At 59.1% G+C, this 15,111-nt stretch carries 12 protein-coding genes and 2 tRNA genes; 4 read left to right on the forward strand and 10 right to left on the reverse strand.

Translation table 11 applies throughout. The annotated features are described in order from the left end of the window. Positions 1 to 45: 45 nt before the first annotated feature. The 10 genes from BK662_RS14800 to rnr form a co-directional block, all read right to left on the reverse strand. On the reverse strand, positions 46 to 504 hold the full coding sequence (locus BK662_RS14800) for a hypothetical protein (RefSeq protein ID WP_123358676.1): 459 nt from the start codon (positions 502 to 504) through the stop codon (positions 46 to 48). After that, positions 504 to 1,424 carry an Ssp4 family T6SS effector gene (ssp4, locus tag BK662_RS14805; protein ID WP_123358677.1) on the reverse strand — a complete coding sequence of 307 codons (921 nt, stop codon included), beginning with the start codon at positions 1,422 to 1,424 and terminating at the stop codon, positions 504 to 506. Before ssp4 ends, BK662_RS14800 begins: the two co-directional genes overlap by 1 nt. A 215-nt stretch (positions 1,425 to 1,639) precedes the next feature. After that, positions 1,640 to 3,943: a YgiQ family radical SAM protein gene (locus tag BK662_RS14810; protein ID WP_123358678.1), complete on the reverse strand. Its 2,304-nt coding sequence runs from the start codon at positions 3,941 to 3,943 to the stop codon at positions 1,640 to 1,642. Between the two features lie 281 nt (positions 3,944 to 4,224). Beyond that, positions 4,225 to 5,619, reverse strand: coding sequence for a replicative DNA helicase (gene dnaB, locus BK662_RS14815; RefSeq protein ID WP_007902695.1), 1,395 nt, complete (start codon positions 5,617 to 5,619; stop codon positions 4,225 to 4,227). Positions 5,620 to 5,727: 108 nt separating this feature from the next. Further along, positions 5,728 to 6,174, reverse strand: a complete 447-nt coding sequence (gene rplI / locus BK662_RS14820; RefSeq protein ID WP_003197251.1) for a 50S ribosomal protein L9 — start codon at positions 6,172 to 6,174, stop codon at positions 5,728 to 5,730. Between the two features lie 19 nt (positions 6,175 to 6,193). Then, positions 6,194 to 7,087: a YybS family protein gene (locus BK662_RS14825; RefSeq protein ID WP_007902692.1), complete on the reverse strand. Its 894-nt coding sequence runs from the start codon at positions 7,085 to 7,087 to the stop codon at positions 6,194 to 6,196. A 36-nt stretch (positions 7,088 to 7,123) separates the two neighbouring features. Further along, positions 7,124 to 7,354, reverse strand: coding sequence for a 30S ribosomal protein S18 (gene rpsR / locus BK662_RS14830; RefSeq protein WP_002551829.1), 231 nt, complete (start codon positions 7,352 to 7,354; stop codon positions 7,124 to 7,126). 28 nt (positions 7,355 to 7,382) lie between these two features. Continuing rightward, positions 7,383 to 7,805 (reverse strand): 30S ribosomal protein S6, encoded by a 423-nt coding sequence (gene rpsF / locus BK662_RS14835; protein WP_095052890.1) that lies wholly within the window; start codon positions 7,803 to 7,805, stop codon positions 7,383 to 7,385. Positions 7,806 to 8,110: 305 nt separating this feature from the next. Next, positions 8,111 to 8,878, reverse strand: a complete 768-nt coding sequence (gene rlmB / locus BK662_RS14840; protein ID WP_123358679.1) for a 23S rRNA (guanosine(2251)-2'-O)-methyltransferase RlmB — start codon at positions 8,876 to 8,878, stop codon at positions 8,111 to 8,113. Continuing rightward, positions 8,875 to 11,514 carry a ribonuclease R gene (gene rnr, locus BK662_RS14845; protein ID WP_123358680.1) on the reverse strand — a complete coding sequence of 880 codons (2,640 nt, stop codon included), beginning with the start codon at positions 11,512 to 11,514 and terminating at the stop codon, positions 8,875 to 8,877. The genes rlmB and rnr overlap by 4 nt, the downstream gene beginning before the upstream one ends. 226 nt (positions 11,515 to 11,740) lie before the next feature. Here rnr and BK662_RS14850 point away from each other — a divergent pair. The 4 genes from BK662_RS14850 (at position 11,741) to BK662_RS14865 (ending at position 14,989) form a co-directional block, all read left to right on the forward strand. Continuing rightward, positions 11,741 to 11,827, forward strand: a tRNA-Leu gene (locus BK662_RS14850). Positions 11,828 to 11,992: 165 nt separating this feature from the next. Then, positions 11,993 to 12,079, forward strand: a tRNA-Leu gene (locus BK662_RS14855). Positions 12,080 to 12,413: 334 nt separating this feature from the next. Continuing rightward, positions 12,414 to 13,424 (forward strand): iron ABC transporter substrate-binding protein, encoded by a 1,011-nt coding sequence (locus tag BK662_RS14860; RefSeq protein ID WP_123358681.1) that lies wholly within the window; start codon positions 12,414 to 12,416, stop codon positions 13,422 to 13,424. Then, positions 13,424 to 14,989, forward strand: a complete 1,566-nt coding sequence (locus tag BK662_RS14865; protein WP_123358682.1) for an ABC transporter permease — start codon at positions 13,424 to 13,426, stop codon at positions 14,987 to 14,989. Before BK662_RS14860 ends, BK662_RS14865 begins: the two co-directional genes overlap by 1 nt. Positions 14,990 to 15,111: the final 122 nt, after the last annotated feature.

Below are 15,111 nucleotides of genomic sequence, written 5' to 3' on the forward strand. Positions count from 1 at the left end.
GCGAAGGAGCGCACATAAATGTGGCGGATCGATGGGCAAGTCGGATCAACGTTGCGTGCGCGATGCCTTGGAAGCTTGCCTGATCAACTCGCGCTGGCGACGGATTTCAACCAGTTGGGTGCGCATTTCGCGATGGCGTTTACTGTTGAGTAGCAGTAGGCCTGATAGCGGAAACAACACGGCCAATACATAAATGACTTTATGCGGACGATCAACAATGGTCGGCAATACGCCCAGCAGGCATAAAACCAGCACCCCGACCAATCCCCATACCCACTGCGGCCTGCCGCGCACCACCATGAAATTGCAATGCACCACGACCAATGTGACCGCCGCGCCCCCCACCACCGACCAGGTCGCTTGTTCGCCGACTGAGGCCCCGGCGAAATAGAACGCCGCCATCAAGGGAATAGCACAGGCCAATGAGAACAGCGCCGCAAAAATGCCGCCAATAAAGGTCGGGAAATAATGCGCCAGAAAACGCGGCAGACTCAGGTCGTCCATTACTCCTCCAGTTCTTCGTACAAGCCGACGGCGATAGTTTTGACATTGCCCGACAAGCTGCTGCCGGTCAGGCCAATCGCCGCGCCCAGGGAATCCTTGATCTGGGTAACCGTAGCGTGTTTCAGCTGGGTCGGGGTGAAGCGCTTGGGCAGCTCGCCGGCAAGTTGCTTGAGCTTGAGCATCTTCGGCGTCAGCCGGGGATCGTTGATGCTCAGCAACTCTTTGGTCAACTTCGACCTTTCCTGGCGAGTCAAACCACGCAAGACTTCACGCAGACTTTTACCGGTGGTGGCCTTGGCCACTTTCACCAGCTTTATAGTGGTCAAGGTGGAAGCCCCCACGCCCAGCAGAGAGGCCGCGTCCAGACCGATCGAGGCGTATTGGTACCACTCCTCACTGTCCAGCTTGTCGTTGAACTGCGGGTTGCTCACTTCTGCCACCGTGCGGATGCTACCGACAAAACACTGCACCGAACTGGCGGCCGCAGCGGTATAACCCAGAGCCACCACCACGGAGCTGGCCCCGGCACTGAAGGGAACCGCGACCGACCCACTGAGTACGACAATCCAGCCCAATACCGCACCGGCACAAGACAAAGTGGTATTGATTGCCTCTCCGACCAGTCGCGATTCTCTGGGATTGTCCTGCACCTGCTGGGCGAATTGCGCAGGTGCAATGTACTTCTGCGCCTCGCGCAAAATGATTCGCTTGGGCCTGATACTGCAAATCGGCTTGAACTCGCGCAGGGTCACTACGTTGAATTCGGCGTCGATGTACACCACGCCCGCGCCGACGATTCCGGGATCGGCGTCGATGGCGGCGAACAGGCGTGGCAGGTTGATCTGGCTTTCGATGCGTTGGCGGGCCATGAACTGGGAGGGGCTGTAGTCCATGCCGATACCCGGTAAGGGGTTGCTCATGTGAATCGTCCTTGAAAATCGGGGTGAGATCTTTATTGCCTGTGCCGCCTTCAACGCAGACGAGCCCGGCTCCCACAGGGTTTGGCGTTGTACAGGGAAAATCGGTTTTCCCGGGCAGCCATTGAAGTGCGCGTCACCTTAGCAAACAGGCCGCACACTCGCCATAAAACAAAACGCCAGCACTGAGGCTGGCGTTTTGCGATGTGGCGCGCAGATTAACGCGGCACGACTGGCTTGCGGGCCGGTTTGGGTCCCTTGCCTTTGGCCGCGTCCTTGCGCTCCTTGGCCGCCTGCTGATTGCGGGCAAACGCCGCAGCCTTGGCCTGTTCACGCTTGTCCCACGGGTTGCCGCCATCGCTGGCACGTGGTGGCAGACCGGTATGCTGGGTCAGGATCTTGGTGGTCTTTTCCCCGGCCACTTTGTGGCTGCCGGCCGGTGTCGAGTTCTTGCGACGGGCGCTCTGGTAGCTGTCGGTCGCCGGCTGATGCAGCGGGATCAACTGGTTCTTGCCCGGCCCGATCAGGTCGGCGCGGCCCATGCGGGTCAGTGCTTCACGCAGCATCGGCCAGCCTTTGGGGTCGTGATAACGCAAGAACGCCTTGTGCAGGCGACGCTGCTCTTCGCTCTTGACGATGGTCACGCCGTCACTCTTGTAAGTGACCTTGCGCAATGGGTTCTTGCCCGAGTGGTACATCGCGGTGGCGGTAGCCATCGGCGACGGGTAGAACGCCTGCACCTGGTCGGCACGGAAACCGTTGCCCTTGAGCCACAGGGCCAGGTTCATCATGTCTTCGTCTGTGGTGCCCGGGTGAGCGGCGATGAAGTACGGAATCAGGTACTGCTCTTTCCCGGCTTCCTTGGTGTACTTCTCGAACATGCGCTTGAACTTGTCATAGCTGCCGATGCCCGGCTTCATCATCTGGTTGAGCGGACCTTCCTCGGTGTGTTCCGGGGCGATCTTCAGGTAACCACCGACGTGGTGAGTCACCAGCTCCTTGACGTATTCCGGCGACTCGACCGCGAGGTCGTAACGCAGGCCGGACGCGATCAGGATCTTCTTCACACCCGGCAAGGCACGGGCGCTGCGATAGAGCTGGATCAGCGACGAGTGATCGGTATTGAGGTTTTCACAGATGCCCGGGAACACGCAGGACGGCTTGCGGCACGCGGATTCGATGACCGGGCTCTTGCAAGCGATGCGGTACATGTTTGCGGTCGGGCCGCCAAGGTCGGAGATCACCCCGGTGAAGCCTGGCACCTTGTCGCGGATCTCTTCAATTTCGCGAATGATCGATTCTTCGGAACGGTTCTGGATGATCCGGCCTTCGTGCTCGGTGATCGAGCAGAACGTACAGCCACCGAAGCAGCCGCGCATGATGTTCACCGAGAAGCGGATCATGTCGTAGGCGGGAATTTTTTCCTTGCCGTACGCCGGATGCGGAACCCGTGCGTAAGGCATGCCGAACACATAGTCCATTTCTTCGGTGGTCATCGGAATCGGAGGCGGGTTGAACCAGACGTCCACTTCACCATGCTTCTGCACCAGCGCACGGGCGTTGCCCGGGTTGGTTTCCAGGTGAAGCACGCGGTTGGCGTGGGCGTAGAGCACCGAGTCGCCACGGACTTTTTCCATCGACGGCAGACGGATGACCGTTTTCTCGCGGGTGAGGCGCGGGTTCGGCAGCAATTGCACGACCTTCGCTTCGTTCGGGTCTTCCGACGGACCCTTTTCCTGCTCGATGGCGCAGGCTTGCGTGTCCTGGGTGTTCACGTACGGGTTGATGATCTTGTCGACCTTGCCCGGACGATCGATGCGCGTGGAGTCGATCTCGAACCAGTCTTTTGGCGTGTCACGACGAATGAACGCGGTGCCGCGCACATCGGTGATGTCTTCGATCTTGTGACCGAACGACAGACGCTGGGCGACTTCGACGATCGCGCGCTCGGCGTTGCCGTAGAGCAGGATGTCGGCGCAAGCGTCGATCAGGATCGAGTTACGCACCCGGTCCTGCCAGTAATCGTAGTGGGCGATGCGGCGCAGGGAGGCTTCGATGCCACCGAGCACGATCGGTACATTCTTGTAGGCTTCCTTGCAGCGCTGGCTGTAAACCAGGCTCGCGCGGTCCGGACGTTTGCCCGCCAGGCCACCAGGGGTGTAGGCGTCGTCGGAACGGATTTTCTTGTCGGCGGTGTAGCGGTTGATCATCGAGTCCATGTTGCCGGCCGCGACGCCGAAGAACAGGTTCGGCTCGCCGAGCTTCATGAAGTCGTCTTTGGACTGCCAGTTCGGCTGCGCAATGATCCCGACGCGGAAGCCCTGGGCTTCCAGCAGTCGGCCGATGATCGCCATGCCGAACGACGGGTGGTCGACGTAGGCATCACCGGTGACGATGATGATGTCGCAGGAATCCCAGCCAAGCTGATCCATCTCCTCCCTGCTCATCGGCAAGAATGGCGCTGGCCCGAAACATTCGGCCCAGTACTTGGGATAGTCAAATAACGGCTTGGCTGCTTGCATGTCGATAACCGGTGTTGGCTTTCATTGAATTTCGCGGGCGCGGAATATAGCACAAAATTTGATCAATTCCGACGGCTATGGTCGGAAATTGCAGCGACCGTTTCGCGCAAAGATCCTGAGATCAGGCGCAACCCCTGTGGCAAGGGAGCTTGCTCCCGCTGGGCAGCGAAGCGGCCCCAAAACCTGCGACCGAATTTTTCCAGACGGACCGCATTTCTCAACTTTGCGACTGCTGCGCAGTCGAGCGGGAGCAAGCTCCCTCGCCACAGGTTTCTATTGGGTTACTCGTCGTCGAAGTTGTAGCTGCCCGGCGCCAGATTTTCGAAGCGGGTGTATTTACCGATGAACGCCAGTCGTGACGTGCCGATCGGGCCGTTCCGCTGTTTGCCGATGATGATCTCGGCGATGCCTTTATGCTCGGTTTCCGGGTGGTACACCTCATCCCGGTACACGAACATGATCACGTCAGCATCCTGCTCGATCGCTCCGGATTCCCGCAAGTCGGAGTTGATCGGGCGTTTGTTCGGTCGTTGTTCCAGGGAGCGATTGAGCTGGGACAGCGCCACCACCGGGCAGTTGAATTCCTTGGCGAGGGCTTTCAAGGAACGGGAGATCTCGGAAATCTCGTTGGTCCGGTTGTCGCCGCCGGAACCGGGGATCTGCATCAACTGCAGGTAGTCGATCATGATCAGGGCGATGTCGCCGTGTTCACGCACCAGACGCCGGGTCCGCGCGCGCATCTCCGACGGGCTGATACCGGCCGTATCGTCGATGAACAGCTTGCGATCGTTCAGCAGGTTGACCGCCGAGGTCAGGCGCGGCCAATCGTCGTCGTCCAGGCGACCGGCCCGGACCTTGGTCTGGTCGATACGCCCAAGGGACGAAAGCATACGCATGATCAGCGATTCGCCTGGCATCTCCAGCGAGTAAACCAGTACGCACTTGTCGCTGCGCAACACGGCGTTTTCCACCAGGTTCATCGCGAAGGTGGTTTTACCCATGGACGGACGGCCGGCGACGATGATCAGGTCGGAAGGCTGCAAGCCGCTGGTCTTCTCGTCGAGGTCGGTGTAACCGGTGGACAGGCCGGTGATGGCGTTGTCGGTGTTGAACAAGGTGTCGATGCGGTCGATAGCCTTGGTCAGCAGGTCATTCACGCTCACCGGGCCGCCGGTTTTTGGCCGGGCCTCGGCGATCTGGAAGATCTGCCGCTCAGCTTCATCGAGAATTTCTTCAGCCGTGCGGCCTTCCGGGTTGAAAGCGCTGTCAGCAATTTCGGTGGCGATGCCGATCAACTGCCGCAACGTCGCCCGCGCACGAACGATTTGCGCATAGGCCTTGATGTTGGCGACGGACGGCGTGTTTTTTGCCAGTTCGCCAAGGTAACCGAGGCCACCGACTTGCGAGGTCTGACCTTCCTTGTCCAATTGCTCGGCAAGGGTCACGACGTCGATCGGGGAGTTCTGATCGGCCAGTTTGGCGATCGCACGGAAGATCAAACGGTGGTCATGACGATAGAAATCGCCGTCCGAGACCTGATCGAGCACGCGTTCCCAGGCGTTGTTGTCCAGCATCAAACCACCGAGCACGGCCTGTTCGGCCTCGATGGAATGCGGCGGCACCTTCAGGGCAGCGGTTTGCAGATCGTATTGCTCGGGAGCGGAGATATCGTTCATGGCCACTTGGAGTTAGGGATTACAGAAAGACAAAGGGCACGACCTGTAAACAGGATCGTGCCCGATGTTACCGGCAAGCACCCTAGGGTGCCAGCCGACAAGTGCTGCTTAAGCTGCTACCACAACAACGCGTACGGTGGCTTCAACTTCGGCGTGCAGATGCACGGCTACGTCGAATTCGCCTACGTTGCGGATGGTGCCGTTCGGCAGACGAACTTCGCTTTTTGCAACTTCAACGCCAGAGGCGGTCAGTGCATCAGCGATGTCGTGGGTGCCGATCGAACCGAACAGCTTGCCTTCGTCACCAGCGGTGGCAGTGATAGTCACTTCCAGCTCAGCCAGTTGGGCGGCACGGCTTTCAGCCGAAGTTTTACGGTCTGCTGCGGCTTTTTCCAGCTCAGCGCGACGCTCTTCGAACGCAGCCAGGTTGGCAGCGGTCGCAGCGGTAGCTTTGCCGTAAGGCAGCAGGTAGTTACGACCGTAACCAGCCTTAACGTTCACTTTGTCACCCAGGTTGCCCAGGTTGGTGACTTTTTCCAGAAGGATCAGTTGCATGTGAAAATCCTCTTAACTTTTAACCTTCACCGTTCGCGTTATCGGCATCTTTCGGTGCCGAACGACCGCGAAAATCAATCAGGCTGTCGACGATGGCCAAGACCACCAGCAACGGATAGATCAGCTGCATGAACAGCAACAGCGTGACGTACAACCCCACCAGCCAGAATTTGGCCAGTCGCTTCTGCGCCACCAGCCCGTGAATCAGGGCCAGCCCGGCGAACACCAGCGGTACGCTGCACAACGGTGTCAACATGGCCATCTGCGAGCCTAAGTTAGGCCCCAGAAGCATCAACACCAGCAGCAACATCGCCGGTAAAAGCGGGATTCGGATGGCGCGAAACTCGCGACCAAAACCACCCGGGTTGTACAACAACGCCTGCCAGTAGCGCCCGACAATCAGGCTCAGCACACTGACGATTTGCAACAAGGCCGCAATCAGGCCGGTCAGGACCGGTGCAATCAGGGACGCGAAACGCGCTTGCTCGTCTACCGACAATTGCTGGTAGACATCACCGAGTAGCGACGGCATGACTTTTATCAAAGCCTGCGCCAGCATCTCGATCTGGGGCGCAAAAGCCGCCCCCAGCACCACTGAAAACACCAATCCCATCGCTATGCTGACCAGCAGCACTCGGTTCCAGGACTCGCTTGCGCGCAAAACCAACGCAAGGCTCGAAGACCCCAGCAGCACCAGAAGTGCCCGTGGGTCGTCGGAGTAAAGCCACCAGATCAACGCCGGCAGCAGTCCCAGGGCAAGAACGCCCAAGGCGTCCTTCAATCCGCGCCGCAGGAGCACAAGGCATCCGGCGGCAGCACCCAACCAATACAACAACGGCAATGTTGCGCATCCGGCCACTACCAGAGTGGCCTGCATACGGCCGCGCATGATGAACTCAGCTAAGGCGCGCATGCATTCAATCCTTTGCTACGTGTCGACTGCCCGGTCTCAGCGGCCGTGGCTGTCGGTGTAGGCCAGCAGGGCCAGGAAGCGGGCGCGCTTGATAGCGGTGGCCAGCTGACGCTGATAACGTGCTTTGGTACCGGTGATGCGGCTTGGAACGATTTTGCCGGTCTCGGATACGTAAGCTTTCAGAGTGTTGAGATCTTTGTAATCGATCTCTTTCACGTCTTCAGCGGTGAAGCGGCAGAATTTACGACGACGGAAGAAACGTGCCATGTAATAGGCTCCTCAAAAGGTCCGTGGATTACTCGTCAGCGTTATCGCTGGCGTCGCTGTCATCACCATCAACGCTATCAGCGTCGGAGTGCTCAGGACGGTCGCGACGCTCACGGCGCTCACTGCGGTTTTCTTCAGCCTTGAGCATCTCGGATTGGCCGGTAACGGCTTCTTCGCGACGGATGACCAGGTTACGGATCACTGCATCGTTGTAGCGGAAGTTGTCTTCCAGCTCGGCCAGGGCCTTGCCAGTGCATTCAACGTTCAGCATCACGTAGTGAGCCTTGTGAACATTGTTGATTGCGTAGGCCAGTTGACGACGGCCCCAATCTTCCAGACGGTGGATTTTGCCGCCGTCTTCTTCGATCAGCTTGGTGTAACGCTCAACCATGCCGCCGACTTGCTCGCTTTGATCCGGGTGGACCAAAAAGATGATTTCGTAATGACGCATGAATGCTCCTTACGGGTTGTAGCCTGCCGCTCAAAAGCGGTCAGACAAGGAGTGAATGACACTTATGGACTTGCTTGCGATAGACACATGCGTGCCTGCCGTCACAGCAAGGGGCGCAATTGTAGAGAAGGGACAAGAGAGGCGCAAGGCAATTGGTGATTATTTGAGCAACCCCCAATCTTCGCCCAGACACAAAACCACTGTGGGAGCGAGCCTGCTCGCGATGGGGTGCAACATTCAACATTTGTGCTGAATGTAACTCCGCTATCGCGAGCAGGCTCGCTCCCACAGGGATTACAACCGGATCAGGACTTTTTGGCGGTCCCGGCAGCTTTGACGCCGCGCTGGCGCAGGGCCTCGAACAGGCACACGCCAGTCGCCACGGAAACGTTGAGACTGCTGACACTGCCCGCCATCGGCAGACGCACCAGGTAGTCGCAAAGATCGCGAGTCAGACGGCGCATTCCGCTGCCTTCCGCACCCATGATCAGGATGGTCGGGCCGGTCAGGTCCTGCTGATACAACTCCTGCTCAGCCTCGCCCGCCGTACCGACGACCCACAAGCCACGCTGCTTGAGTTTTTCCAGGGTGCGCGCCAGGTTGGTCACAGCCACCAACGGAATCACTTCCGCCGCGCCGCAGGCGACTTTACGCACCGTCGGGGTCAGGGTGGCTGACTTGTCCTTTGGCACGATCACCGCCAGCGCGCCGGCCGCATCGGCCGAACGCAGGCAAGCGCCGAGGTTGTGCGGATCGGTCACGCCGTCGAGCACCAGCAACAGCGGTGCGCCTTCAGTGCGATCGAGCAATTCGTCGAGCATCGCTTCGCCCCAGACCTGACTCGGACTGACGTCCGCGACCACGCCTTGATGCACGCCTTCTACCCACGCATCCAGCTCACGACGCTCAGCCTGACCGACCGCTACGCGATTTTCGGCAGCGAGTGCGATCAGCGTCTGTACCCGCGGATCACTGCGGCCTTCAGCCAGCCAGATCTGCTTGACGCGTTTTGGGTGATGACGCAGCAACGCTTCTACAGCATGCACGCCATAGATCTTTTCCAACTGACTCATGACTTGGCCTTAGGTTTACGCGCCCCGCCGCTTCTGGCGGTTGGAGCGGAACCCGCTTTTGGCGGGCCTTTACGGTGTTTGCTCGGTTTTGCTGGCTTGCCGCCGGAGGCCTTGTCAGGCGCCGACCGCCCGGTCTTTCCCCCAGACGCCGCTTTACCGCCGCTTTTCGCTTCAGACAACAACGCCTGTTTCAGTTCGCGGCTTTTGCGCAACTCGGCATTTTTTGCCGCCGCATCGCTCGGACGATAGGCTTCGACAGCCTTTTCCTTGGCAGGACGACGGCCGGATTTCGCCGGTGCAGGCTCTGCAGCCGATTTGGTAGTAGCGCCAGCAGGCGCAGCAGTTTCAGCTCCACGCTTCTTGCGGCCGATCGGCGCGCTGATGGTTTTTTCAGCCATCTCGAAGTCGATCTTGCGCTCGTCGAGGTCGACGCGCATGACGCGCACTTCAACCGTGTCGCCAAGGCGGAAGCTGCGACCGGTACGCTCACCGGCGAGGCGGTGGTGTACAGGATCGAAGTGGTAGTAATCACCCGGCAGCGCGGTGACATGCACCAGGCCTTCGACGTAAATGTCGGTCAGTTCGACGAACAGCCCGAAACCGGTCACGGCGGTGATCACCCCCGGGAACGATTCGCCCACGCGGTCTTTCATGAACTCGCACTTGAGCCAGTTCACTACGTCGCGGGTCGCTTCGTCGGCACGACGTTCGCTCATCGAGCATTGCTCGCCGAGCTGCTCCAGGATCGCTTCGTCATACGGATAGATGCGTGCTTTCGGAATGATCATCGCGCCGGCACGGCGAACGTGCGGGGTGTCCATTTTCGAATGGATGACGCTGCGAATCGCCCGGTGCGTGAGCAAGTCCGGGTAGCGGCGAATCGGCGAAGTGAAGTGGGTATAGGCTTCGTAATTCAGGCCGAAGTGGCCCTGGTTATCAGCGCTGTACACCGCCTGGCTCAACGAACGCAGCATGACGGTCTGGATCAGGTGGAAATCCGGACGGTCCTTGATGCTGGCCAGCAAAGCCTGGTAATCCTTCGGCGACGGACCATCCTTGCCTTTGTGCAGGGACAGGCCGAGCTCGCCAAGGAAGGCGCGCAGTTTTTCCAGACGCTCCGGTGGCGGGCCGTCATGGACGCGATACAACGCCGGGATTTCGTGCTTTTTCAGGAATTCGGCAGTGGCCACGTTGGCCGCCAGCATGCATTCCTCGATCAGCTTGTGGGCGTCGTTGCGAACGGTTGGACGGATTTCGGCAATCTTGCGCTCGGAACCGAAGATGATCCGGGTTTCCTGCGTTTCGAAATCGATCGCGCCGCGCACGTGACGGGCCGCCAGCAGAACCTTGTACAGCGCATACAGCTGCTTGAGGTGCGGCAGGACGTCGGTGTACTCACCACGAAGCTGACGCGCTTCGGTAGCTTTCGGCGTCTCCAGCATGGCGCTGACCTTGTTATAGGTCAGGCGGGCGTGGGAGTGAATCACCGCTTCGTAGAAGCAGTAGTCGGTCATCTCGCCGGATTTGGAGATGGTCATCTCGCAGACCATGGCCAGGCGATCGACGTGCGGGTTCAGCGAGCACAGGCCGTTGGACAGTTGCTCTGGCAGCATCGGCACGACGCGCTCGGGGAAGTACACCGAGTTGCCACGAACCTGGGATTCGTTATCCAGTGCCGAACCGATTTTCACGTAGCTGGAAACGTCGGCAATCGCCACGTACAACTTCCAGCCACCGGAGAACAGGCGCAGCTTGCCCGGCTTGGCTTCGCAGTAGACCGCGTCATCAAAGTCGCGCGCATCTTCACCGTCGATGGTCACGAACGGCAGATGGCGCAGGTCGATGCGCTTCTCTTTGTCTTTCTCTTCGACTTCCGGCTTGAGCTTGGCGGCTTCCTTGAGCACCGCTTCAGGCCAGACGTGAGGAATATCGTAGGTGCGCAGGGCGACATCGATTTCCATGCCCGGCGCCATGTAGTTACCCACGACTTCGACCACGTCGCCTTGCGGCTGGAAGCGTGGCGTCGGCCAGTGGGTGATCTTCACTTCGACGAACTGACCGATCTGGGCGTTGGCGTTGCGGCCCGGCGTCACCAGCACTTCTTGCTGGATCTTCGGATTATCCGCGACGACAAAACCGATACCGCCCTCTTCGAAGTAACGACCGACGATGGTCTCGTGGGCACGGGACACCACTTCGACGATCATGCCTTCGCGGCGACCGCGACGGTCGAGGCCGGAAACACGGGCCAGGGCACGGTCGCCATCGAACACCAGGCGCATTTGCCCCGGGCTCATGAACAGATCGTCACTGCCGTCGTCCGGGACCAGGAAGCCGAAGCCGTCACGATGACCGCTGATGCGGCCCAGGATCAGGTCGAGCTTGTCCACCGGCGCATAAGTGCCGCGACGGGTATAGATGAGTTGAGCGTCGCGCTCCATGGCGCGCAGGCGGCGACGCAGGGCTTCGATCTGGTCTTCTGTGGTCAGACCAAACTCTTCGACCAGCTGCTCGCGGTTAGCAGGCGAACCTCGATCAGCAAGGTGCTGAAGGATCAGTTCGCGGCTAGGAATAGGGTTTTCATATTTTTCCGCTTCACGAGCGGCCTCGGGATCGAGGGACTGCCAATCGGCCATTAGAGAGTTTTCACCTTGTCTATATGCGGGTTAGTTTGGCATAGGCGTAATGAAACGGGAAATTTCAGGCTATGACAGCCCATCTAAAGCCCTTTATCGACATCGCAAAGCTGATTTGAATACCACTGGAGAAATTTTCCAGGTTTTTTCGATGCCGGGGGTTTACAGTTAAAAAGACGCTCCGTATAGTGCGCGCCATCGACGACGCACACGCGCTGCCGATACTGCCCAGATGGTGAAATTGGTAGACACGCCAGCTTCAGGTGCTGGTGACCGCAAGGTCGTGGAAGTTCGAGTCTTCTTCTGGGCACCAATTTCGAGCTTGAGATTAGAACAATTTCAAGGCTCACACAAAAACCCGCGAAAGCGGGTTTTTGCATTTTAAGCTTCCGGTTTATTAAAACTAAATCAGGGGTTTACAGATCAAAATGCTCTCCGTATAGTGCGCCACATCAACAGCGGCAACGCTGAAGATTATGCCCAGATGGTGAAATTGGTAGACACGCCAGCTTCAGGTGCTGGTGACCGCAAGGTCGTGGAAGTTCGAGTCTTCTTCTGGGCACCAATTCAAATTCAAGGTCACGATCTTGAATTTCACAGAAACCCGCGAAAGCGGGTTTTTGCGTTTCTGGCTTTCGAAAACCCCAAGCCATTACTTCCCCGTGGCGAGGGGGCTTGCCCCCGTTGGGTCGCGAAGCGGCCCTCATCACTCGTTAGTCATACCGCAATTTCAGGATTTACGACTGCTTCGCAGCCGAACGGGAGCAAGCTCCCTCGCCACAAAAACTCGCCCCTGTCCCTCCAGCAAACACTCCTCAGACCCGCAAGACGCACATGAGAAACAATATCGTTTATCATTGTTGCAAGATTTTGCAATGCGACAGTGAGGAACCCTGCGAATGATGTTTCGAAATACCCTGCGCCGCGGCCTGACCATCACCCTGCTCGGCCTGACACTCGCCACTCCCCTCACCCAAGCCGCCGATCCGGTTTCCCTGACACTCTATAACGGCCAACACAAGGAAGTCGGCGACGCCGTCGCCAAAGCCTTCGAAGCCAAGACTGGAATTCACGTCAATGTGCGCAAGGGCAGCAGCAACCAGCTCGCCAGCCAGATAGTCGAAGAAGGCGATCGCTCCCCCGCCGACGTGATCTACACCGAAGAATCCCCACCGCTGAACAAACTCGGCGAACAAGGCCTGCTGGCGGAAACCGACGCCGCCACCCTCGCTGTTCTGCCAAAAGACTACGTGGCCGGCAACGGCACCTGGATCGGTATCACTGCGCGAGTCCGCGTGGTGGCGTTCAATCCCAAGTTGATCGATGAAAAAGACCTGCCCAAGTCGGTAATGGAATTCTCCGATCCGAAATGGCAAGGCAAGGTCGGCTTCGTTCCAACCAGTGGCGCATTCCAGGAACAGGCTGTAGCAATCATCAAAGTGCATGGCATGGATGCGGCCGAAGAATGGCTGACCGGCCTGCGCGCTTTCGGCAAGACCTACAGCAACAACATGGTCGCGCTGAAGGCTGTGGAAAACGGCGAAGTCGCCACCGTACTGGTGAACAATTACTACTGGTTCGCCTTGCAGCGTGAAAAAGGCCAGCTCGATTCGAAACTGCATTACTTCACCGGTGGCGACGTCGGCGGGCTGATCACCGTCTCCAGCGCAGCGGTACTGAAATCCAGCAAACATCCAAAAGAAGCCCAGCAGTTCCTCGCCTACATGGCGAGCGAAGAAGGTCAGCGCGTGATCACCCAGACCACCGCCGAATACCCGCTGCACAAAGGCATGGAATCGGATCGTGGCCTCAAGCCGTTCAGCGAACTGCAAGCACCGAAAGTCACGCCAGCCGATCTCGGCAACGCCGAAGAAGCCCTGGACCTGGAACGTGACGTTGGCTTGAACTGATGAGCGCATCGTTATCTGCCCCCGCCTTGCGCGGGGGCTACGTGCCACGGCGCAAGCGGCCGTCGATCTGGTTGTTGCTGCCGGTTTTGCTGCTGGTGGTGCTCAGTCTATTGCCACTGGCTTATGTCGGCCTCAAGACCTGGCAAGCCGGCTGGGCCGAGGCGCTGCATCTGTTGTGGCGACCCTACGTGTTTGGCCTGCTGCGCAATACGCTGGCGCTGATGGTGGGCGTCACGCTGGCTTGCGGTGTGATTGGCTTGTCGCTCGCCTGGTTGCTGGAACGCAGCAATCTGCCAGGTCGACGGCTATGGGGCGTGATCTTGTGTCTGCCGTTCGCGGTGCCAGCGTTTGTCAGCAGCTTCACCTGGGTCTCCCTGAGCGCTCACTTCGAAGGGTTGGGCGGGGCGATCCTGGTGATGACCCTGTCCAAATACCCGCTGATTTTTCTGCCGGTGGCGGCAACCCTGCGTAATCTCGATCCGTCCCTGGAGGAGTCCGCACGAACTCTGGGGCAGAATCGCTGGGGTGTGTTCTTCAAAATCACCTTGCCCTTGCTCTGGCCATCACTGCTGGCCGGTTCGCTGCTGATTGCGCTGCACATGCTGGTGGAGTTCGGCGCGCTGTCGATCATCGGCCTGCAGACTTTCACGACAGCGATCTACCAACAGTTCGAGCTGGAATTCAGCAACGCTAACGCAGCGATGCTTTCGGCGGTGCTTCTGGCGCTGTGCCTGGTGCTGCTATGGCTGGAGTTGCGCGTGCGTGGCAAGGGTCGACACGTGCGCACCGGCCAGGGCGCGGCGCGACATGCGCAGCAGATTCACCTGGGGCCTTGGGCGGCTGTCGGCCAGCTCTACTGCCTGCTGTTGGCGATCATCGGCAGCGGCATTCCGCTGGGGATGCTGGCGTACTGGCTGATGGTGGGTTCGTCAGCAGCGTTTCCGGTCGCCGCGATCAGCGAGGCATTGTTGTCGTCTCTGGCGCTGTCTCTCGGTGGCGCGGCGCTGTGCCTGGTGCTCGCGGTGCCGGTGGGATTGCTGGTGGTACGCCATAAAGGCCGACTGGCAATCTGGGCCGAGCGCTTGCCATACCTGCTGCATGCACTGCCGGGATTGGTGATTGCGCTGACCCTGGTGTATTTCGCCCTGCATTATGTGCCGGTGCTGTACCAGACCTCGGCGCTGCTGCTGATTGCTTATGCGCTGTTGTTTCTGCCGCTGGCACAGGCACCGATTCGCACCGCTCTGAACAAGGCAGCGCCGCAGCTGGAAGAGGCCGCACGCACGCTGGGGGCGTCGTCCTTCAGCGCGTTTTGTCGGGTGACGCTGCCGATAATCTTCCCTGCCTTGGGGGCAGCGTTTGCACTGGTGTTTCTGGATGCGATGAAGGAGCTGACGGCGACGCTGTTGCTGAGCCCCACCGGACTGAATACGTTGGCAACGGAAGTCTGGGCGCATACCGCGAATGTGGAGTTTGCGGCGGCGGCGCCTTATGCGGCGTTGTTGATATTGGTGTCGGGGTTGCCTGTGTACCTGTTAACAACCCGGATGTATTTGAGCCGCTGACATAGTCATCGCGAGCAGGCTCGCTCCCACATTTGATTTAGGGTGTTCACACATTTTGTGTCCACCAACAATCACTGTGGGAGCGAGCCTGCTCGCGATGAGGCCCTACCAGCCAATACAAG

It is taken from the genome of Pseudomonas frederiksbergensis, from assembly GCF_003732275.1.
GTDB classification, from domain to species: domain Bacteria; phylum Pseudomonadota; class Gammaproteobacteria; order Pseudomonadales; family Pseudomonadaceae; genus Aquipseudomonas; species Aquipseudomonas frederiksbergensis_H.